General features: G+C 45.0%; 20 protein-coding genes. 12 read left to right on the forward strand and 8 right to left on the reverse strand.

Annotated features, from left to right (window positions below; translation table 11 throughout):
- Positions 1–205: 205 nt before the first annotated feature.
- From BJP34_RS44345 to tyrS, 4 genes are all read right to left on the reverse strand, one after another.
- Complete coding sequence (locus tag BJP34_RS44345) at positions 206–358, reverse strand: hypothetical protein (protein ID WP_158517441.1); 153 nt, start codon at positions 356–358, stop codon at positions 206–208.
- Positions 355–1401, reverse strand: coding sequence for a hypothetical protein (locus BJP34_RS46675; protein WP_202972019.1), 1047 nt, complete (start codon positions 1399–1401; stop codon positions 355–357). Before BJP34_RS46675 ends, BJP34_RS44345 begins: the two co-directional genes overlap by 4 nt.
- Positions 1394–2116, reverse strand: coding sequence for an orotidine-5'-phosphate decarboxylase (gene pyrF, locus BJP34_RS24425; protein ID WP_070394588.1), 723 nt, complete (start codon positions 2114–2116; stop codon positions 1394–1396). Before pyrF ends, BJP34_RS46675 begins: the two co-directional genes overlap by 8 nt.
- 111 nt (positions 2117–2227) lie before the next feature.
- Positions 2228–3460, reverse strand: coding sequence for a tyrosine--tRNA ligase (gene tyrS, locus BJP34_RS24430; RefSeq protein WP_070394589.1), 1233 nt, complete (start codon positions 3458–3460; stop codon positions 2228–2230).
- Between the two features lie 670 nt (positions 3461–4130).
- Between tyrS and iscB the strand changes: the two genes are divergently transcribed.
- Genes iscB through BJP34_RS24440 form a run of 3 tightly spaced genes read left to right on the forward strand, consistent with a single transcriptional unit; the run spans position 4131 to position 7486 of the window.
- Positions 4131–5390: an RNA-guided endonuclease IscB gene (iscB, locus tag BJP34_RS24435; protein WP_070394590.1), complete on the forward strand. Its 1260-nt coding sequence runs from the start codon at positions 4131–4133 to the stop codon at positions 5388–5390.
- The gene (locus BJP34_RS44350; protein ID WP_158517442.1) at positions 5381–5533 is read left to right on the forward strand and encodes a hypothetical protein; all 153 of its coding nucleotides are present in this window, start codon (positions 5381–5383) and stop codon (positions 5531–5533) included. The genes iscB and BJP34_RS44350 overlap by 10 nt, the downstream gene beginning before the upstream one ends.
- Positions 5534–5551: 18 nt before the next feature.
- Entirely contained in the window at positions 5552–7486 is a 1935-nt protein-coding gene (locus tag BJP34_RS24440; RefSeq protein ID WP_070394591.1) for a transglycosylase domain-containing protein, read from the forward strand.
- A 144-nt stretch (positions 7487–7630) separates the two neighbouring features.
- Here the strand turns inward: BJP34_RS24440 and BJP34_RS24445 are convergent, their stop codons facing one another.
- Positions 7631–7954: a DUF1825 family protein gene (locus BJP34_RS24445; protein WP_070394592.1), complete on the reverse strand. Its 324-nt coding sequence runs from the start codon at positions 7952–7954 to the stop codon at positions 7631–7633.
- A gap of 713 nt (positions 7955–8667) precedes the next feature.
- On the opposite strand from BJP34_RS24445, the gene BJP34_RS24450 reads away from it, so the two are divergent.
- Both BJP34_RS24450 and BJP34_RS24455 read left to right on the forward strand, forming a co-directional pair.
- On the forward strand, positions 8668–9114 hold the full coding sequence (locus tag BJP34_RS24450; protein WP_324610953.1) for an NINE protein: 447 nt from the start codon (positions 8668–8670) through the stop codon (positions 9112–9114).
- A 5-nt stretch (positions 9115–9119) separates the two neighbouring features.
- Complete coding sequence (locus BJP34_RS24455; protein WP_070394594.1) at positions 9120–9668, forward strand: ComEA family DNA-binding protein; 549 nt, start codon at positions 9120–9122, stop codon at positions 9666–9668.
- Positions 9669–9729: 61 nt separating this feature from the next.
- Here BJP34_RS24455 and BJP34_RS44355 read toward each other — a convergent pair whose 3' ends face one another.
- Together BJP34_RS44355 and BJP34_RS24460 are read right to left on the reverse strand one after the other, a co-directional pair.
- A complete protein-coding gene (locus tag BJP34_RS44355; protein ID WP_158517443.1) occupies positions 9730–9867 on the reverse strand; it encodes a hypothetical protein in 138 nt (45 codons plus the stop codon).
- A 300-nt stretch (positions 9868–10167) separates the two neighbouring features.
- Positions 10168–10905 (reverse strand): PEP-CTERM sorting domain-containing protein, encoded by a 738-nt coding sequence (locus BJP34_RS24460; RefSeq protein ID WP_070394595.1) that lies wholly within the window; start codon positions 10903–10905, stop codon positions 10168–10170.
- 637 nt (positions 10906–11542) lie between these two features.
- On the opposite strand from BJP34_RS24460, the gene BJP34_RS24465 reads away from it, so the two are divergent.
- The 3 genes from BJP34_RS24465 (at position 11543) to BJP34_RS24475 (ending at position 14818) form a co-directional block, all read left to right on the forward strand.
- Positions 11543–11854 carry a hypothetical protein gene (locus tag BJP34_RS24465; RefSeq protein WP_070394596.1) on the forward strand — a complete coding sequence of 104 codons (312 nt, stop codon included), beginning with the start codon at positions 11543–11545 and terminating at the stop codon, positions 11852–11854.
- A gap of 345 nt (positions 11855–12199) precedes the next feature.
- Positions 12200–13657 (forward strand): S8 family serine peptidase, encoded by a 1458-nt coding sequence (locus BJP34_RS24470; RefSeq protein ID WP_070394597.1) that lies wholly within the window; start codon positions 12200–12202, stop codon positions 13655–13657.
- Between the two features lie 216 nt (positions 13658–13873).
- Entirely contained in the window at positions 13874–14818 is a 945-nt protein-coding gene (locus BJP34_RS24475) for a glycerophosphodiester phosphodiesterase (protein WP_083305332.1), read from the forward strand.
- A gap of 115 nt (positions 14819–14933) precedes the next feature.
- Here the strand turns inward: BJP34_RS24475 and BJP34_RS24480 are convergent, their stop codons facing one another.
- The gene (locus BJP34_RS24480) at positions 14934–15317 is read right to left on the reverse strand and encodes a DUF4346 domain-containing protein (protein WP_070394599.1); all 384 of its coding nucleotides are present in this window, start codon (positions 15315–15317) and stop codon (positions 14934–14936) included.
- Between the two features lie 457 nt (positions 15318–15774).
- On the opposite strand from BJP34_RS24480, the gene BJP34_RS24485 reads away from it, so the two are divergent.
- The 4 genes from BJP34_RS24485 to BJP34_RS24495 all read left to right on the forward strand — a co-directional run bounded on the left by BJP34_RS24485 (position 15775) and on the right by BJP34_RS24495 (position 20556).
- Positions 15775–18036: a ribonucleoside-diphosphate reductase subunit alpha gene (locus tag BJP34_RS24485; protein WP_070394600.1), complete on the forward strand. Its 2262-nt coding sequence runs from the start codon at positions 15775–15777 to the stop codon at positions 18034–18036.
- Positions 18015–18182, forward strand: a complete 168-nt coding sequence (locus BJP34_RS44360) for a hypothetical protein (protein ID WP_158517444.1) — start codon at positions 18015–18017, stop codon at positions 18180–18182. The genes BJP34_RS24485 and BJP34_RS44360 overlap by 22 nt, the downstream gene beginning before the upstream one ends.
- A gap of 82 nt (positions 18183–18264) precedes the next feature.
- Complete coding sequence (locus BJP34_RS24490; RefSeq protein ID WP_229424009.1) at positions 18265–19428, forward strand: ribonucleotide-diphosphate reductase subunit beta; 1164 nt, start codon at positions 18265–18267, stop codon at positions 19426–19428.
- Positions 19429–19719: 291 nt separating this feature from the next.
- Entirely contained in the window at positions 19720–20556 is an 837-nt protein-coding gene (locus tag BJP34_RS24495) for an SDR family NAD(P)-dependent oxidoreductase (RefSeq protein WP_070394601.1), read from the forward strand.
- Positions 20557–20790: the final 234 nt, after the last annotated feature.

A 20790-nucleotide genomic window follows, 5' to 3' on the forward strand; every position in this document is an offset into this window, starting at 1 on the left:
AGGAATCCAGCTAGTGTTGGGAAATGCGAACGCGCCCCGCGTGACCAAAGGTCAATCGCTTCTAGCGTGGCCTTTCGGGCAAAGCCCAACGCTTCGCGAACGGTCAATCGCATTTTTGATTCACATCAATATCAATAATTTCTTTAATTTTGCTAAATTCTTAAATCTTTCTAAACTTAAGCTATCAGCTATCAGCTATCAGCTATCAGCTGATGAGCAATCGGTGCTTTTGAATAAAATAAGCTGTTCGCGTAGCGTGGCCAACGGCCAACGGCCAACGGCCAACGGCCAACGGCCAACGGCCAACGGCTGACCACTGACGGCTGACCACTGACGGCTGAATGCTTAACCGTCTCAAGGACCGGAATTGACGGGATTCTGTTGAAAGCCTCGAATTGTGCCAGCACGACAATCCCGCAGCCAAGTCTTAACCGCTTGACCAATAACACCATTAGTACTTTCCCGTGGCGGTGTGGGAAGTTTGCCTTCTGAAACAGAACCAATACGGGAAAAAATCATCACTAAGCGCCAACCATCAGAGCTTTTGGTCAAAAATAGCCAGTGATAATTCTGAAGCTCGACAGCTTTATCCTTGAAATACTTACGCTCTAGGGTAGTTAGAAAAATTTGTTGAAGTGCTTCGCTATCCGTTGGGTTAGGTACAGTGGTCGATTGAAACGACTTAAGGGGCAGAGGTTCAAACTCTGGCTTTCCTGCCACGATTACATAACTGAAGTTGTCCACAGTGGAGTCTGAGCGCCGCGCCCTCTGAATCACTCGATTGGCATAGCTAGGTAAATCTTTAAGCAATAGGGAGGTTAACGTTTCCACCTCTACCGAACAGGTTTGACCGGGTGAAGGTTGAAGGTTGGCAGGTTGGAAGAAGGTTGAAGGGTTAAGGTTGGGACGTTGTTCGCGAAGCGTGGCCGCAAGGCCAAAGTTGGCAGCTTGTTCGCGTAGCGTGGCCAATAGGCCAAGGTTGACAGGTTGTTCGCGTAGCGTGGCCAATAGGCCAAGGTTGACAGGTTGTTCGCGTAGCGTGGCCAATAGGCCAAGGTTGACAGGTTGTTCGCGTAGCGTGGCCAATAGGCCAAGGTTGATAGGTTGAAAGTTGATAGGTTGAAAGTTGATAGGTTGGAGGTGCTTTGGTTGTTGGGCTTTGGCGTTCGAGTAGGGTAGGTTCAACAGTAGACCTCTTTCAAAAGTAGTTTTCTGATAGTGTTTTCGTGAATTCTTGTCCACTGTGACCTGTTTCCTGTTCCCTGTTGCCAACTTCTGAAAGAACGCTAGTTGAAACTGTTCTGGAAAACCTTCGAGGTTCAACTTGCTAAGGTTCAACCCATGAATCTGTAATCCCAAGTAAGCAATTAGAAGTAATCCCCTCAGCTGAAAGCTATACACCAGTACCAGCTAATTCCTCACAAATCCTATTCCAGGCAGCGACTGGGTCGTCAGCAGCGGTAATTGGTCGCCCTATGACTAGGTAATCTGCACCGGCTTGTAGAGCAGCTACTGGGGTCATTGTCCTTCGTTGATCACCTTGTTCGTACCATTGGGGGCGTACTCCTGGACAAACCAGGAGAAAATCATCACCACACACCTGTCTTAGCTGTGATACTTCCATGGGGGAGCACACTGCCCCATTCAAACCTGACTCTTGAGCGAGTAGTGCCATTTGTAAGACAAATTCGGGCAACTCGATCGGAATTTTCAGGTCAAAGGCCAAATCCCGGGAATTGAGACTGGTGAGTAGAGTAATACCAATTAACTTTGGGGGGGGACATCCCGCTGTCAAAGCTCCCTCAACTGCCGCTTCAGCCGCTCGTTTAAGAGCATTGCGACCAGCAACGGCATGAATGGTGATTAAGTCCACACCATAGGCGGCTGCAACCCTTGTTGCTCCAGCTACCGTATTGGGGATATCGTGAAATTTAAGATCCAGAAATATCCGCTTTTGCCGATGTTTGAGAGCATGAATAATCTCAGGACCATTGCTGACAAACAGTTCCAGCCCTACTTTCCAAAAGCTAACCTCAGGCAACTGTTCCACTAATGCGATCGCATCTTCTTTGCTCGGCACATCCAAAGGAACAATAATCCGATCTTCAACTTTCAACCTCCTAACCTCCTAACCTCCTAACCTTCTAACCTACTAACCTACTAACCTTCTAACCTTCTAACCTTCTAACCTCCTAACCTCCTAACCTTCTAACCTTCATTGATACCTTCAACTAACTAAACGGGCAAACTTCTTTTTCCCCACCTGCAAAACCTTTCCCACCAATTGATCAGGGGAATCAAAGGTCTGGTCAACCACTGAAATGCGATCGCCATCCAACTTAACACCTCCCCCTTGAATCTGTCGCCTTCCTTCGCCACTACTTTGGCACAAACCCGACTCCTTAAGGATATAGAACAACTTAGCGGGAAACTCCACAGAAGACAATGAAAATTCTGGCACAGAATCCCCCGTACCAGTAGTGCTACCCTTTACTAAGTTCAGTGCTGCCTGCTGAGCTTCTTTTGCCGCTGCTTCACCGTGATATTGGGTCACAATAGTCAGAGCCAATTGCTTTTGCTGCTCCCGTGGCTGTGCTGGAAGCTGATCCAATGGCACATCAGTCAACAGCTCAAAATATTGCTTTAACAGATGATCTGGTGTGCCCTCCAGCTTCGAGTACATGGTCAGGGGATCATCTGACAAGCCAACATAATTCCCCAAAGACTTAGACATTTTCTGTATCCCATCCGTCCCAATCAAAATTGGCAGCAGTAAGCCGAACTGGGGAGATTGTCCAAAATGCCGTTGTAAATCCCGTCCCAAGGCAATATTAAACTTTTGGTCAGTTCCCCCTAACTCCACATCAGCCTTAACTGCCACAGAATCATAGCCCTGCATCAATGGGTAGAGAAACTCATGGAGGAAAATAGGATTTTGTTTTTGATAGCGTTCAGCAAACCCTTCCTTAGCCAGCATTTGCCCTACGGTCATAGTGGCTAACAACTCAATAATCTCAGACAAATCCAACTGGTTAAGCCACTCAGAGTTATAGCGAATTTCTAGCCGTCCTGGGGTATCAAAATCTAGAATAGGGCGCACCTGTGACAGATAAGTTTCAGCATTTTCCTTGACCTGAGCTGGTGTCAACTGGCGACGCACCTCAGACTTGCCAGTAGGGTCACCGATTCTAGCAGTAAAGTCACCAATAATTAAGACAGCGGTATGACCAGCATCTTGGAATGCCCGTAGCTTTCTGACTGGGATACTATGACCTACGTGGAGATCGGCACCGGTTGGGTCTATACCTAACTTGATCCGTAAGGGACGCTCAGCTTGCTTGAGCCGAATAGCTAGATTTTCACTCGGGTCCTGAGAATCCGGTTGTAGGGGAAAAATTTCACTGGTACCTCTGTGTAGCCAAGCTAGCTCGTTAGAAAGGGGAATTTCAAAATTTGACATCGGTTGGGACTATGGTTGGCAATTCACTATGTTAATACATATGGTTTAAATTTATTCTAAGGATCCGTAGCCAGACCGACACTTGCCATGGGCCATGTCAAAATGCCGCTAACTATTATACAAAACGCCGTTGACAACCGTTACGAGATGGCGATTAAGCCCACTCTTCTTGATGCAGTCGCTTGTAAGATAGCGATTAAATGCCCCATGCTTTAGCATCTAGAGGGTTCAATCGGTGGATGAATCTACCACAGGGACTGCATCAAGACGGTAAATGACCGTCGTAGAATACAAAATGGTATGAATTGGCTGGAATTAACCCTAATTCAAAAATTATTTATAGCTACAGTAGTTGAAGCTGAAGTTGAAGCTTACTTATAGGGCTTGACACTTATCCATAACCTCCTGGCATTATTAAGAAATTCGATGGTCAAGACTTGTAAGTAATCCTCCTAGCCAAAGCCTAGGGAATTCCCGGTAATCTTCGGGATTACCAACTAGGATGCAGACTCAGGTGCGATTCCTACGTTGGTTTGGTTATGACACCCAGAGGTGAACTCCAGCTTCTGGCTCTGTCGCTAATCATTAAGACAAAGGCAAATGTGTGGTTAGCCCAACAAGCCATCCCAACATTGTCAAGGAACACATTACCAAATTGAGAGCACTAAAAATGCCAAACTATGTATTTGTTATTGACACAAACAAGCAGCCATTAAACCCTATTCCACCAAAGAAAGCTCGTCGGTTGTTAGACAAAGGTAAAGCGGCTGTTTTTCGGATGTACCCGTTCACGATCATCTTAAAAACAGCGATTGATAATCCAATTGTATCACCTTGTCAAATTAAGATTGATCCTGGTAGCAAAACAACTGGATTTGCTCTAGTCCAAAACAACCAAATCATTTGGGGAATGGAGTTAGAACATAGAGGAGGGTTGATCAAGAAAAAATTAGAGTCTAGAAAAGCTGTAAGGCACCGAAGACGTAATCGTCACACCCGTTACAGAAAGCCACGGTTTTTTAATCGCAAACGTTCAGAGGGTTGGCTCCCACCCAGCCTAGAACACAGGGTTTCGACTATTGAAACGTGGGTAAAGCGATTAACCAAGTTTTGTCCGGTCAATGAAATTTGGGTCGAAAGAGTTAAGTTTGATACCCAGAAAATGCAGAATCCCGAAATGAATGGTATTCAGTACCAACAAGGTGAACTAGCTGGCTACGAAGTTAGGGAGTACTTACTTGAGAAATGGGGAAGAGAATGTACCTATTGCGGTAAACAGTCTGTTCCCTTGCAGATCGAGCACATTCACCCAAAGTCATTTGGTGGAAGTAATCGAGTCAATAATCTCTGCTTAGCCTGCGAAAAATGTAATCAACGAAAAGGAAACAAACCTATAGAGGAATTCCTAAAAAAGAAGCCAAGTTTACTCCAAAAAATCAAAACTAAAGCCAAACAACCATTAAAGGATGCGGCAGCGGTAAATGCAACTCGTAACAAGTTAGTGAAAGTACTCCAAAATATCAAGTTTGTAGTTACTGGAACCGGAGCGCAGACCAAGTACAACCGGACTAGACTAGGTCTTCCTAAGGAGCACTGGATTGATGCTGCTTGCGTTGGGGATATTGGGACCTTAGTCTTGAAAACGTCTCAGCCACTGTTAGTTACTTGCAAAGGGCAGGGAGGCAGACAAAAAGCAGCACTCAACAAGTACGGTTACCCCGTCAGGCACAATCCATTAAAACCAATTAAGGGCTGGGTCACTGGAGACATAGCCAAACATCAAAGACTAGGTATAGGCAAGGTAACTCCTAGAAGTAAAGGCAGCTTTGGATTTACCCCGTTAGGAATGAAGGGCTATAAAAGTTGCAACCCTCAAGATATATCAGCAATACACCGAAAAGATGGATACACTTACAGTTTTTGCAAGTAACTGCCGGAATTTACCGAGAAATAATTGTCCTAGACATTCCTGCTCTGCCCACCAATCTTTGGAATTGTCTTATAGAAAGGTACTTAGAGAAAGTAAAAAAAACACCCCAAGCACAGCCCCATGCTTACATGTCTGTTCTTTAGTAAGGAAATGAAATCACCGTGTCATCTAGCACTATTCCACAACCACAAGATCGGAAAAATCGGAAAAAAAAGCCTTCACAAGTATTGCAGTTTGTGCAAGGGGTGGCTCAAGTAACTGGAGGGACTATCCTCGGGGTTACCATGTTAGCTAGCTCGATTGTAGCTGGTGGACTTGTGGGCTTAGCGACTAGCTTCCGTAACCTGCCAGATGTGCGCATGCTCCGGAACTACACACCGACAGAAACAACTTACATTTACGATGTCAAGGGTAGACCCCTAGTTAGCCTTCATGGGGAAGCGAATCGGGAAGTGGTCGAATTCGGCCAAATCAACCCTCAACTCAAGCGAGCTGTACTAGCTATAGAAGACAGTCGCTTCTTTATGCACTATGGGGTTAACCCCAATAGCGTCGGTCGTGCTTTCTTAGCCAACTGGAGGCAGGGGACAGTAGTAGAGGGGGGTTCTACGATCACCATGCAGTTGGTGAAAAACCTGTTTCTGACTCGGCAACGCACCTTTAGCCGTAAAATCACTGAAGCTGTACTTGCTATCCGAGTTGAGCAAATCTTCTCTAAAGACGAGATTATGGAATTGTACCTCAATCAAATCTATTGGGGTCACAATAACTATGGCATTGAAACAGCTGCCCGCAGCTACTTTGTTAAGCCAGCGTCTGAGCTATCCTTAGGGGAGTCAGCGATGTTGGCAGGGCTAATCCAGTCCCCAGAAGAATACAGTCCCTTCACCAACTACTCTAAAGCTAAAGAGCGACAAGCCGTTGTCTTAAGGCGGATGCGGGATTTGGGATGGATTACAGCAGCCCAAGAAAAAGAAGCCAAGGAACAGCCCCTGTTAATTGGCAAAAGTACTTCCTGGACAACCAGTAAATTGCCTTACGTCACAGAAGCTGCTGTGGTGGAGTTAAAAGAGCGATTTGGTCAGGAGGCGGTCACCAAAGGCGGAATGCGCGTTCAGACCACGGTTGACTACTACTTCCAAAAGATGGCAGAAAAGACCGTTAATCGTGCTCATTACACCCTGCGTCGCCGTGGACTTTACGATAATCAGGTGGCATTAGCCGCCGTTGACCCCCGTACCCATTTTGTGAAAGCGATAGTCGGGGGGTACAGCTATGAAAAGAGCAAATTCAACCGTGCTACTCAAGCTCGACGTCAGCCTGGGTCATCCTTTAAGCCATTTGTTTACTATACGGCCTTTGCCACGGGTAAATATGCCCCTGGTTCCACTGTTTACGATACCCCCGTTCGCTATCGAGATGGTAGAGGCTATTACAGACCCAAAAACTATGGTGGTGGCTACTCTGGTGCCATGAGCATTCGCACCGCAATTGTTCAATCGAGCAATGTGCCAGCGGTAAAGATTGGCAGGAGAGTGGGACTGGATAAAGTCGTTGATGTGGTTAAGACCCTTGGGATTAAGAGTCCCATGCAACCAGTGTTATCCTTACCCCTAGGGTCAGTTGGGGTAACACCATTGGAAATGGCAGGAGCCTATGCTACCTTTGCCAATAATGGCTGGCACTCTGACACTACTTTAATTGTCCGAGTGACCGATAGTAAAGGCAATGTGCTGCTAGATAATACCCCTAAGCCTAAGCTGGTGCTAGATCAATGGGCGGTTTCTTCCCTTAACCATACCCTAACCGGTGTCATTAACGGAGGTACCGGAAAATCTGCCCACATCGGGCGTCAGGCGGCAGGTAAAACCGGAACAACCTCTTCAGAGCGAGATGTATGGTTTGTGGGATATGTACCCCAGATGGCTACCGCAGTTTGGATTGGTCGAGACAACAACCGACCCCTTGGGCGAGGGGTAACAGGTGGCGGTTATGCCGCACCGATCTGGCGGAGTTTTATGCTTCAGGCTTTGCGGAGGGAACCAGTGAGATACTTCCCTCGACCCTCAAAATTTAAGCGTCCTCGATCCAGATAAATTCTAGATAAAATAGGGATATCAGCCGTCATCGTTGGCGGCTCCCTACTGACGCACTATGGGCATTCAGCCTAAGACCCTCAGTTATCAGCTGCTGTCTTGGGGGATGTCGATGTATCCCCACCTCCACCAAAGGCTAACCTACTACGATTGCTTCTCTACGTCTGACTTCATCCGCTCCAATGTCATGTTCATCTGGTCAAACATCTGCTGAGGGGTGATCCCAAACTGACCTAACTGAGTATTGAGCTGCTCTATGGTCATCTGAGCCATGAAGTCATCGGATAACTCGAAGCGCTTCATAAAAATTCGATAGCGCTCCATCATCTGTTCCATCTGATCGATGAAAATCTTTTTGCCTTCACGGTCAAATTTGCCATAGTCGTTGCCCAATTTAATCAGGTCTTGGTAATCTTCAAACAGCTGTTTTGCCTCTTTTTGGACAATTTCCGAATCAAAAAAACCCATTGCTCTTACCTGTCAACCGGTTTGGTTGTACTCAATCGCCGCTTCTAGTCACATTTTAATGTAGCGTTAAACCTGGACAAAATTCGGTTTTCCGTATTATTCCGTTGAAGGTTGAAGGTTAAACGGTTACAGGTTGAAGGTTAAACGGTTACAGGTTGAAGGTTAAACGGTTACAGGTTGAAGGTTAAACGGTTACAGGTTGAAGGTTAAACGGTTACAGGTTGAAGGTTAAACGGTTACAGGTTGAAGGTTAAACGGTTACAGGTTGAAGGTTAAACGGTTACAGGTTAGACCGTTGTTAGCGTAGCGTGGCCTATTGGCCAAGGTTGAAAGTTAGAGCCCTAACAACTCACGCGCCACATGTATAACTGGCAAGCTGTAACCTGTAACCCGTAACCTTGGCCAATAGGCCACGGGTGCGCGTTCAACCTGTGAACCGTGGCCAATAGGCCACGGGTGCGCGTTCAACCTGTGAACCTTCAACCTGTGAACCTTCAACCTGTGAACCTTCAACCTGTGAACCTTCAACCTATTAACCTTCAACCTTTGAACCTTCAACCTGTAACCTTCAACCTGTAACCTTGGCCTATTGGCCACGCGATCGCGTTCAACCTGTGAACCTTGGCCTATTGGCCACGCGATCGCGTTCAACCTATAATCTGTAACCTCTAACTTTCCAGTCCGAGATAAGTAATTATTATAGGAACATAGGATTGACAGTTTTTGGATCTCCACCAAGCTATTCAACGCGGGTCAAAGCAAGTATGTTGAGCAAGCCAAAAAGCCGCAAAGTCGCTTCCCTACTGGCATTGAGTGGGGTAGTGATCCCCGTTTGTGGATTACACAAATTTTATCTCGGACAACCCTTTTGGGGAGTAATGTACTTACTCCTGTGTTGGACACCTATTCCTCGAATTGCCAGTGCTATAGAGGGGGTGTGGTATTTACTACAAAGTCAAGATCAGTTTGACCTCAATTTTAACCTCGGTATTGAGTCTACAGTATCTTCCTCAGACAATCCATCGACTGGGATTGACCCGGCCAAGGTCGGGGAAATTGCCGATGCCCTAAGACAGCTAGACAGCCTGCGTCAGGAGGGACTAGTGTCTGAGTATGAATTTGAACAAAAACGTCGTCAATTACTTGACCTAATTGCTTGAGTTTCATGGCAATTTTTGATTGGCTATCACCCAAGACTCGACAAACCCCGAATCAGCAATCAATTCAGCAAAGGATAAAGCGTGACCCCTACTATCGGCTACAATCCACAGAAGAAATTGCTGTAGCTGCCAAATTGGGGCTCACCATTGATGTCAATCAAGCTGGTGTGGATGATTGGCTGAGATTGCCAGGGATATCTATCCATCAGGCACGGACGCTTTTTGAACTGACCAGCAGTGGTGTGCAATTTTGCTGCTTAGACGATTTGGCAGCTGCCCTAGGTTGGTCCGTACAACGTCTGATACCCTTGCAACCAATTTTGAGGTTTTGTTACTACGATCCTGAGAGTTTAGTTACCCCTGGGCTAGTCAACCCTAACACCGCATCTCTAGAACAGTTGACGAAAATTCCAGCAGTGGACTTGTTTTTAGCTAGAGCGATCATGCAAAATCGCTTTGATGGTGGCCCATACCGTAATTTAGCTGACCTTCAACGACGCCTTGAGCTTAATCCTCAGCTGACATCTGAGTTAATGTACTATTTAATCTTTTGAGATTAATAGTTTGAGCTTACTATAGCCTTTTTTAATTTTGTGAGGTACATTTTTTTTGGTTTTAGGGAATAGGGAACAGGGAACAGGGAACAGGGAACAGGGAACAGGGAACAGGGAACAGGGAACAGGGAACAGGGAACAGGGAACAGGGAACAGGGAACAGGGAACAGGGAACAGTAAAAAAATCTGTGTACATCATTAGGGTGAAATACGCTGTGGTTTGAAAACCTATCCAGTTGACTCCTTATTATTCTTAGTCACTTAAAACTAGAAACTAGAAACTAGAAACTAGAAACTTGTCAGTGGCGAAGTCACAACGGAAAACTGAAAACTGACAGCTGACAGCTGATAGCTGTTGGCGTAGCCTGCCCGTAGCGCATATGCTTACCACAAAACATAAAAAAGGAACAGACTACGAGAGAATAGTCTAGTTCCTACACAGAAGTGGTTGAATCAGTTATGCCGACGCAAAAATCCGGAAATATTTAAAATTACTAGGTCACACCAATTTCTTAGACTTGCGCTTTAATGAGGTAACACTTAATCCCAGTAAGCTTAGGCTTAACAAGCCCATTGTCATGGGTTCAGGAACAGGTCGAGAATTGGAAGGACCCCCAGGATTGGGAGTTAGATCAACATTAATATCAGCCTGGGTAAGAGTAAAAGAACCCGTAGTACCTAGCCAGCCAGACATACCAAAGTTAGTGTTTTTGCCATTAGCTCCAACCCCAACCTGGAAGGAGTATTTACCATTTTCAGGTCTTTGGTAAAGATTCAGTTCCTTGCCATCGTAGAAATCTACGCCAGTTAAGGTAGCCCGAGTTTCATTCATGTTATAGTAGCGCCAAGTAGTAGTATCCACGGAGCCACCATTTTCTGCGTATTCAGACTTCGGTAGTTCCTTTTTCGGTCCTCCCCAAGGTTCTGGTGTGCTATCGAACCAAATATCAACGTCCCATTTTTTAGTATCATCTAACTCAGAAACGATGGTACCCAACAAATTAGCAGTCCCATCATCGTATTCATTAAAGATACCTGAAGTGTCAAATACAAATCTCCCTGAGTCCAACTCAGGAAACCAGAAAGCGTGTCCTGACCACTTTGTGTCTTTTGGGTAGATATGAGCTTCATCGGCTAACCAGGAGTTGAAGATATCAGCTGCCTGGGCTTGTCCTACTGCTCCTAAAACTATAGACCCTAAAACTAATCCACTGCTTAAAAATTTAGTTATTTTCATGTTATTAACGCCCTAGTTATTTGAATAAATTAATGAATTGACTGTAGTCTGTAACTAATTGGTTTACTAATTGTTTGACTAACTTGACCATAGCCTGAGCTGTCAGTAAAATCACTTTCAGTAAATTAACTGATATTTATAGTCTGCCAATCTGATGGTTGCGATCGCGTTAGCGCTAACCTATAAAAGGTATAAATTTTGTATTTTTTTGTATAAATTCATAGCAATAAAAAAAAAACCGTCACCCTTAAACTCGCACCCAACTTGATTTCATGACCCGGAGCTAATCTACAGAAAATAGTCCGTGCATTTTTTCCGTCCTCTTCAGGACTATCAAGGGGCCACTTCTAAGCAAGTCAGCTCAAGTGCCCACTCGCCCTTTGCATCAATACGAATTACTAAAACATTTATGTTACAAGGTTTTTCATTCCCTGTTCCCTATTCCCTATTCCCTATTGCCTGGGGGCAGCGCTATAGCTTGACAAATTGCCCTTAATTAAGGGAAACTCTAGGTTATCCTATGGGAGGGCGAAGCAAAAGCACATAAAACCTAGGGTTTCAGTAATTAATTACTTGCCCCAATCGGTCCCCCCTACCCAAAAATCACCGACGCCAGACTTTCCATCGGAGGCGTTCTATGCCGGAAAACACGATCTCAGCAGAAATTGAGTCATCCCCGAACCACTCTAGACAAGCTGCTTTAGCTCTACAACAGCTTGGGTTTCGGATCCTGCACATTGGACCGACTATAAGTGTACAAGCTCCGCAATCCCTGTGGGAATCAACGTTCAATGTTTCCTTCCAACCACAGCAGAAAACTCTGATCCAGGAGATAGATGGCAGTGACGTTACCTATCCCAAAGCTGCGGTTGACCATATACAAATTCCTGAGCAACTACAAACCTTGGTAACTGGGGTGATGTTTGTAGAGCCCCCAGAATTTTTCTGATCGCTCAAGCGCGGAAGCTGAGGCCTTTGGCCACGCTACGCGAACGCTTCATCCCGTAGCGTGGGCAACGGCCAATCCAGTTAAGGATAATCCGAACATTCTCCAGGCTAGAGGCACGACCCGATGGTGCCTTTAGTGTTCAATAGTGAGTGAAAAATTTCGTTAATTATTCTAAACTAAAACCGAAAAAAACAAAAGTACCCACGAGGGTGACGTCAATATGTGATCACAGATACCAAACTAAAGAAGTAAACCAAAGACGTAAAGCATCTTGCTTTGTTGATTAACAACCACAGGGATAGTCATAAACCCCTGTCTAACTAGGATTTAACTAAAAAGCTAATTATGATACAACAACTACAGACTGGACAAGAGCGAGTTTCCTTTGAAGCCATTCTCGCATCAGAAAGTGGCCAATCTCTGTTCGCAAGTGACACCTACCTCCAACCGGAGAATCTTCAACAATTCGCTCCACCCCCTGGACGGGGCATTCAAGCTGCAAATGTTTTACAATCCCTTGGCTTTCGAGTGCAGCAAATCGGAACTTTTTCCATTAGTGCTGATGGACCACGGGAACTGTGGGAACGGGTCTTTAGCACCCGAGTTGAACGGGACAGCCAACTGATTAGCGAGGCTCATCCTCAACTGGGAGAAGTGACCTTCTTGCGCCATGTTGCTGGTGCTCCCTTTACCATTCCCCAAGAGCTATCTGGGTTGATAGAGCGCGCTTATCCCCAACGTCCACCCATTTTATTTGAGTCGCCACTGCCTCCACGGGTTCGTTATCATCACCTCAATGTTCCCTCTGATGTAGCTATGGTATGTCGCTCGACCCCTGTCCACAAAGTCGGGGTAACCGGTAAGGGGGTTTTAGTAGCAATGGTAGACACTGGATTCTACAAGCATCCCTTTTACGAGTGGCATGGCTACAACTACCAGGCAACCCTGGCACCAGATGCTCAAAACGTGGAGCGGGATGAAAATGGTCATGGCACCGCTGAAGCAGCAAATATTTTTTCCAATGCACCGGATATTGACTTTATTGGTGTCAAAATGGGGAGTAACCCCACCCTGGCCTTTAAGATGGCATCGGATTTACATCCAGCAGTGATGACCAACAGCTGGGGCTTCACTATTCCAGAAGGCCCTCTACCGAATTTCCTCAAGCCCCTAGAGGCAGCAGTTATTGAAGCAGTCAAAGAGCGTGGTATTACCGTTTGTTTCTCTGCTGGTAACGGACACTATGGATTTCCAGGTCAAATGCCAGAAGTGATTTCTGTGGGTGGAGTCTATGCCCACGATACTGTTGAGGGCAATGACTTTCGCTTAGAAGCTTCTGACTACGCCAGTAGCTTTGATAGCCAGATTTATCCAGGACGCCATGTACCTGATCTGTGTGGACTGGTGGGAATGCGACCCCGGGCTGCTTATATCATGTTGCCCGTTGAACCAGGGGACGAAATTGACCAAGGCTTGGGCGGCGGTGAGTATCCGAATCAGGACGAAACAGCTACTGATGATGGCTGGGCGGTGATCAGCGGTACTAGTGCTGCTTCTCCTCAAGTAGCCGGTGTTTGTGCCTTGCTTAAACAGGCGCAACCTGGTCTGTCTCCATCCCTGATTAAGCAGATTCTGCGGGCATCAGCGCGAGATGTTAAGCTCGGCAAGAGCGCCCATGGTCAACCGGCAGGAGAGGGACACGATGGAGCAACTGGAGCCGGTTTGGTGGATTCCTATGCCGCCTATAAGCTAGCTCGCTCCGTGACCATCCGCAATGTTCATGACTTGCCAGCACCTCGATGAGATAGCGCTTCTCAAATAGGTGAGCTATAGTTTTGATTTGAGGGAATAGGGAGTCGGGAATTCAGAAGTCAGAAGTCAGAAGTCAGAAGTCGGGAATCGGGAGTCGGGAATCGGGAATCGGGAGTCGGGAACTTGGAGTCGGGAATATCACCACACTCCCATACATCCCATCTGCCCATCTTTCCCTCTCTTCCCCTGCTCCCTGTTCCCGTCTTGATGCAGTCGCTCATGGGGGAAACCACGGCAGTCGCTCATGGGGGGAACCCCCAAGACCGCGCTGCCTTCCCAAGACCGCGCTGCATCGCTATTCCCTGTTCCCTGTTCCCTTTGTTAGATATGCTGACCAATAAGATAATCGCTCATCGTGGCGCTTCTAATTGTGCCAAAGAGAATACTATTGAAGCCTACGAGAAAGCGATTGAATTTGGGGCTGACTTTATCGAATTTGATGTAAGAATCACAAAAGATGGGGTATTGATTTCCCATCATGATCCAATGATAGCTAATCAAGCTATCAGTCAGTTAAGCTTTGCTGAAATCAATCGTATTGCTGGTCAGCAAGGATTTAGAGTGCCTACGGTTGAGGAAGTTTTCAGACTGAGTCGTAACAGGATTAAACTAGCGGTTGAGCTCAAAGAAGAAGGCTATGAAGAAAAAGTCATGGCCTTAGTAATGGAATATATCAAGATAGATGACTTTGTTATTTTATCATTTAATGTTTCATCCTTAAGATGGATAAAATTAAATTACCCTAAGGTTAAAACGGGATTGTTATTAAGCAAAAAAAAGAATAATTTTCTGATTATATTACTCAGGGTTTTCGGGATTTTGGTGTTTCAGAAACTGATCCGACTTACCCCAGATATACTAGCACTACAGTGGGAAACGTTAAAATTTGGTTTATTGAAAATTGCTGCTAAACAGGGCAAACCGGTTTTTGTTTGGACTGTAAATGATCAAAAAATGATTGGAGAGCTTCTAAATGATAATCGGGTACATGGTATAATTACCGACAAACCTGACTTAGCTCGTCAGCTATCAGCTAATGCGCTACGCGCACGCGTGCGCGGTCAGCGGTCAGCGGTCAGCGGTCAGCGGTCAGCCGACTTAACTCAGATTAAACGAATGCTTACCTCTGTTATTCAAAAGTGTTCGGTGTAGCTTGCCCTGAGGGCATAAGCACCTCAAGTAGCACCATCTGTAGCGCATTAGCTGAATGCTGAATGCTGAATGCTGAATGCTGAATGCTGAATGCTGAATGCTTACAGATTATTGATTAATCTTGAATATACTCTTCGCCATTGATCATCGCTATCTCAGCTCTGACAAATTCTCGTCCTAGGTAAAGGGCATGATCGAAACGACTCAAAGGACAGGGTTTAGTTTCTTCGGTAATTTTCATGCCTAGTTCCTTGGCTGTCCTACCTTTGAAAATAGCGGTGGGAGTACGGTTTAATTTAACATCGCAGGGAAATGGTTCTCCGGTTTCTGGATCAACTGCTAAGCCTTTATCATTTATTTTGTTACTGTAGTGTTCGGCACAGATCAGACTTGCCTCTCGGTCTATGTAAATAATAAAGTAGCCCTCTGGATCGAGTTCAATAAAGCGTTTGGAGAGCTTATCATCAATAGCAGTAATGTCTTGGGCAGTGATCATCATGGTGAACGGTCAAGGGCTAAAGCTGATGGCAAATTTTACCATTTTAACTTTAAAAAAACAATTAGACAAGGTCAGGGATGAGGATAACAGCGAAACATAGCGGGGCGCAGCAGGTATCGGAGGTGTGGGGAGTTACTTGGTCAGTTACTTAAAAAAGTTGATAAATTTAACAGCCATACTTACTCTAGATTTAGTATAGTAGAGCTTGGTAATTCAATAGTTAACCCTAGTGGTAGTGTTGTACCGTGGGGTGAGCAAGTAATGGTGTATTATATCTAAATTCTGAGCAACCAGTGAAAAGGCCACAAATCCAGTCGGCAAAAACTATAACCCAAATCACTCCAGATTTAGTATAGTAGAGCTTGGTAATTAAATAGTTAACCCTAGTGGTAGTGTGGTACCTTGGGGTTAGCAAGTCATGGTGTGTTAAATCTAATATTCTGCCTAACCAGTGAAAATGCAACAAACCCTATCGGCAACAACCATAAATCAAAATCAAGGGAAGATTAAGGTGATCAAACGGGATGGTTCTCTCGCTCCCCTTGATATTTCCAAAATTCGTGGTGTTGTTGAGTGGGCTTGTGCTGGGAAGGATGTCAATCCGATCAGTATAGAAGCTGGACTCACTACCCGCTTGCGTGATGGTGTTACTACCAGAGAGATTCAGGAGAATTTGATCAACTGTGCCCTGGAAATGTGTAGTCCTGATCAGCCTGACTGGCGCTATGTAGCAGGACGACTGCAGATCTGGAGTCTCTGGAAAGATACCCTGGTAAACCGTGGTTATGAGTACGGTGACTACCCTAGAACTGTTCGCTCCAAAGTAGAGTCTGGTCAATATGACCCCAGTATCTTAACCTATACGACTGAGGAGCTAAAAGAAGCAGGTTCTTGGATTAATCCGGATTGGGACACGGATTATGATTATGCAGGGGCTGTACTGCTAACTCGTCGGTATCTCCTGGCGGATGAGTTGCCCCAAGAGGCATTTTTAACCTGTGCTCTGCTGCTAGGGTCAGTTGAAGCCCCGGAAGATAGACTAGGTTGGGCAAGGCGATTTTATGAAGCGATCGCACAACGGAAAATATCTCTAGCGACCCCGATCCTGGCTAATCTCAGAATTCCTAAGGGGTCTCTGTCTTCCTGTTTTATCACTAGCATTGATGACAACCTAGAAAGCATCTTTGAAGGAATTACTGATACGGCCAGAATCTCCAAAAACGGTGGTGGTGTTGGGGTCAATGTCAGCCGGATTCGCTCAACGGGTAGCTGGGTGATGGGCAAAGCCAATGCTTCCGGAGGGGTAATTCCTTGGATTAAACTGCTTAACGATACTGCGATCGCAGTTAATCAAGGAGGCCGTCGGGCAGGGGCAGTCACCGTTAGTGTAGATGTGTGGCATCTCGATGTGCCAGAGTTTCTGGAGATGCAAGCGGAAAATGGCGATCCCCGGCGCAAGGCTTATGATATCTTTCCCCAATTGGTGATTCCCGATGAGTTTATGCGTCGGGTGGTTAATAAAGAAGACTGGACATTAATCGATCCCTATGAAGTACGGATCAAGCTAGGGATTGAGCTATCGGAACTTTGGGCAGAAGAGTTTGAAAGCGCCTATCAAACTATTGAAGCAGCCATCGGCGAAACCCTCACTCTCTACAAGACCGTGAATGCTCGGGAACTCTTCAAGACGATTATGCGATCGCAAGTAGAGACCGGGATGCCTTACTTGGCGTTTAAGGATACCATTAACCGCGCTAATCCTAATCAACACGAGGGCTACATCCCAGCGGTAAATCTTTGTACCGAAAGTTTCTCTAATGTCGAAATTGGCAATGCTGCTCACTGTTGCAATTTGGACTCAATCAATCTCGCCAATATTGAAGAAACTGAATTGCCTAATATCTGTCGTCTGGCAGTGCGGATCCTCGATAACACGATTGATTTAACCACTCCTCCTTTTAAAGCAGCCCATAGGCACAATCACAAATACCGCACCATCGGAGTAGGGTGTATGGGATTAGCGGATTGGTTAGCTAAACGGTTGCTAACCTATAACAACCTCAAGGAAATTAGTAACTTATTTGAGGATATTGGCTACTACTGCACCCATGCATCTATGGAACTGGCTATCGAACGTGGTGCTTATGCTGCTTTCGATGGTAGTGAGTGGAGTAAAGGTAAGCTAATTGGCGCTAAACCAGTGGAATGGTTTGTAGAAAATTCTCAGCATCAAGAGCGTTGGATAGCCCTATCTCAGGATATTCAACAATTTGGGATTCGCAATTCTCATATTACTGCGATCGCACCCAATACATCTTCATCCCTAGTACAAGGATGTACCGCTAGTGTCTTACCAGTTCACAGCAAATTCTTCTATGACAAATGGGCAAAAGGCACTGTACCCATTGCCCCACCCTTTATTAAAGACAATTTTTGGTTCTACCACGAAAACAAAAACTTTGATCAGAAAAAAGTTGTTAAAGCAGTCGCCACTATCCAGCAATGGATTGATACTGGGATTTCCATGGAATTGTTATTTAACTTAAACCAAGGAGTCTATTTCCCAGACGAACCTGAACGCACCCTCAAAGCCAAAGACATCTATGAAACCCTAGTCATGGCCTGGGAATTAGGATGTAAAGCCGTCTATTATATCCGAACCGTCCAGCGTGACAACTTCAAAGAATTAGACAACACTTGTATCGCTTGCGCCAATTAGTGATTCCGTGGAACAGGCTTCCAGCCTGTGAAGCATCGGTCAGTGGTCAGTGGTCAGCGGTCAGCGGTCAGCTTTGTGGAACAGGCTTCCAGCCTGTGAAACATCGGTCAGCGGTCAGCTTTGTGGAACAGGCTTCCAGCCTGTGACTTCACTCAGATTATACGAATGCTTACCTGTGTTATTAACAAGCTGATAGCTGATGGCTGATGGCTGATAGCTGATGGCTGAATGCTGAATGCTGATAGCTGTTGTTCCCCACACTCCCGATTCCCAGTTCCCGATTCCCGATTCCCGATTCCCTACTCCCTACTCCCTACTCCCTACTCCCTATTCCCTATAAAAAAAATGCTAACTACAATGCCAATTAACCCTATCTTTAATCCAGATGGGGATGATAAAACTGAACACCGTTCAATTTGGTTTGGTAATACCACTAACTTGATGCAACTCAATGATGTCCGTTATGCTTGGGCAATTGGGTTGTATCAACAGATGCGGGAGAATTTCTGGATTCCCCAGAAACTAGACCTAACTCAAGATGTAACAGACTACTCCAATTTAACGCCAGCAGAACGTTATGCTTATGATGGGATTCTCTCCTATTTAACTTTTTTAGATTCTGTTCAAACCTGCAACATTCCTCACATCAAAAGTAGCATTACTGCCCCAGAAGTTAGTCTGTGTATGGCGGAACAAATTTCTCAGGAAGGGATGCACAATCAAAGTTATCAATATATCATAGAAACCGTTATCCCTACTGAACATAGAAGTAGAGTCTATGAATTCTGGCGCACTGATACAGTGCTCAGGGATAGATGCGAATTTGTCGCCAGCTTCTATCAAAAGTATGTTGATAATCCCACCCCAGAAAACTATTTTGTTTCCTTACTGGCTGACTTTTTATTAGAAGGAATGTACTTCTATAATGGTTTCATTTACTTCTACAATCTCGCCTCTAGGATGCTGATGCCAGGCTCAGCTGACATTTTTAAAATGATTAATCGAGATGAACTGAGTCATGTCCGGCTTTATCAAAAGTTAATCCCCATGGCTATGGACGTATTTCCCTATTCCAGAGACCAAATTTATGAAATGTTTGCCACAGCAGTAGAGCATGAATGTCGCTGGACTAATCATATTGTTGGTAACGATATTTTAGGGATTACTGAACGGAGTACTGAACATTATACCAAGTATTTGGCGAATATCAGGCTACGTTCTATTGGATTAGAACCCCTTTATCAGGGAGAAAACTCTCAAAAGAGTCCCTACAGCCACTTAGAGCGTTTTTCTGATACTAAAAAAGATGCTCATACTAAAGCCAATTTCTTTGAAGCTAGCGTAACTAGTTATGTGATGTCTTCTGGGGTCAGTGGTTGGGATGAAATTTAGGAAGTAGGGAGTAGGGAATCGGGAGTAGGGAGTAGGGAGTAGGGAGTAGGGAGTAGGGAGTAGGGAGTAGGGAGGTATGGCGATATTACTCATCAGCTTACTCCCACCTCAATTTCTTCCACACCAACCAATTGAGATATAGCGGTTCTCATATTAATGAATTACACACACCTATTTTTTCCCTGTTCCCTATTCCCTATTCCCTGTTCCCTACTCCCTAAAACCTAGAAGGAAAGTACCTCACCCAATTGCAAACCGCTATAATCTAGATTAATCAAGAATACTAAAAAGATGTCATCAAAAGTAGCTATTGTTACCGGAGGAACTCGTGGGATTGGTTTCGGCATCTCTGAGCAACTTGCCGCTGATGGATATGATCTAATTCTTGGCTTTAATAGCAATGAAACAGCAGCAGCTAATAGTAAAAAAACCTTAGAGTCTGATTATGGAGTTAAGGTTTATACTGTCAAAGGTGATGTTGCTCAACCAGAAACCGTAGACAAGTTTTTTGAGTGTTTAGAAAACAATTTTGGTGGTAAATTAACGGCACTAATCCATAATGCTGGATTGCATGTAGGAATGACAACGTCTCCAGCATCAGAGCAAGCCGAATTAGCAGCTAATTCTCAACTTCTATTATTAGGAGATGGTAACTTAACCAGTTTAGCGGCCTATGAATACTATCAAAATGTCTACCCTAAATGCTTCATTCGTTGTGTAGAAAAAGCGGTTAAATACATGGAAGATGGTCAAGGTTATATTGTAGCAACATCTTCCCCTGGATGTAACATGAATCAAACTCCAAGACTCAATTATATTATGCCAGGAACCGGAAAAACAGTGGTGGAATTTTTAACCCGATACTATGCAAAACTTTTAGCCTCAAGGCAGATTACTGTTAATGTCGTTATTCCTGGTTTTACCAAAACAGAAGCTTGGAATGCTGTTACGGCCAACTCTGGCGGAGTAGATAGCGAAATGATGCAAAAAAGAATTAAAAGTACCCCCATGCAACGTTGGTGTTCCCCAACAGAAGTTGGTCAACTAGTTGCTTTTTTATGTTCTCCGAAAGCTGCTTTTATTACAGGAGTCGCTTTACCCATTGATGGCGGATTACATTTACAGTAAGCTGTTCAGCATTTAGATTGGGATACCTAAATTGCTCAAAGGGAATAGGGAATAGGGAACAGGGAACAGAGAGATAGGGAGATACGGAGGTATTGGGATATTACTCATCAGCTTACTCCCACCTCAATTTCTTCCACACCAAACAATTGATATATAGCGGTTCTCATATTAGGTTCTCATATTAATAAAGTAAACACACCTATTTTTTCCCTGCTCCCTGCTCCCTGCTCCCTA

This window comes from Moorena producens PAL-8-15-08-1, from assembly GCF_001767235.1.
GTDB lineage: Bacteria > Cyanobacteriota > Cyanobacteriia > Cyanobacteriales > Coleofasciculaceae > Moorena > Moorena producens_A.

Coding starts and splice junctions, on each gene's coding strand:
- BJP34_RS24460 (WP_070394595.1), bottom strand. CDS start 10,905: ATGAAAATAACTAAATTTTTAAGCAGTGGATTAGTTTTAGGGTCTATA.
- BJP34_RS24455 (WP_070394594.1), top strand. CDS start 9,120: ATGGCAATTTTTGATTGGCTATCACCCAAGACTCGACAAACCCCGAAT.
- BJP34_RS24445 (WP_070394592.1), bottom strand. CDS start 7,954: ATGGGTTTTTTTGATTCGGAAATTGTCCAAAAAGAGGCAAAACAGCTG.
- iscB (WP_070394590.1), top strand. CDS start 4,131: ATGCCAAACTATGTATTTGTTATTGACACAAACAAGCAGCCATTAAAC.
- BJP34_RS24470 (WP_070394597.1), top strand. CDS start 12,200: ATGATACAACAACTACAGACTGGACAAGAGCGAGTTTCCTTTGAAGCC.
- BJP34_RS24495 (WP_070394601.1), top strand. CDS start 19,720: ATGTCATCAAAAGTAGCTATTGTTACCGGAGGAACTCGTGGGATTGGT.
- BJP34_RS24475 (WP_083305332.1), top strand. CDS start 13,874: ATGCAGTCGCTCATGGGGGAAACCACGGCAGTCGCTCATGGGGGGAAC.
- BJP34_RS24465 (WP_070394596.1), top strand. CDS start 11,543: ATGCCGGAAAACACGATCTCAGCAGAAATTGAGTCATCCCCGAACCAC.
- BJP34_RS24490 (WP_229424009.1), top strand. CDS start 18,265: ATGCTGAATGCTGATAGCTGTTGTTCCCCACACTCCCGATTCCCAGTT.
- BJP34_RS44355 (WP_158517443.1), bottom strand. CDS start 9,867: ATGATGTACACAGATTTTTTTACTGTTCCCTGTTCCCTGTTCCCTGTT.
- tyrS (WP_070394589.1), bottom strand. CDS start 3,460: ATGTCAAATTTTGAAATTCCCCTTTCTAACGAGCTAGCTTGGCTACAC.
- BJP34_RS24480 (WP_070394599.1), bottom strand. CDS start 15,317: ATGATGATCACTGCCCAAGACATTACTGCTATTGATGATAAGCTCTCC.
- BJP34_RS24485 (WP_070394600.1), top strand. CDS start 15,775: ATGCAACAAACCCTATCGGCAACAACCATAAATCAAAATCAAGGGAAG.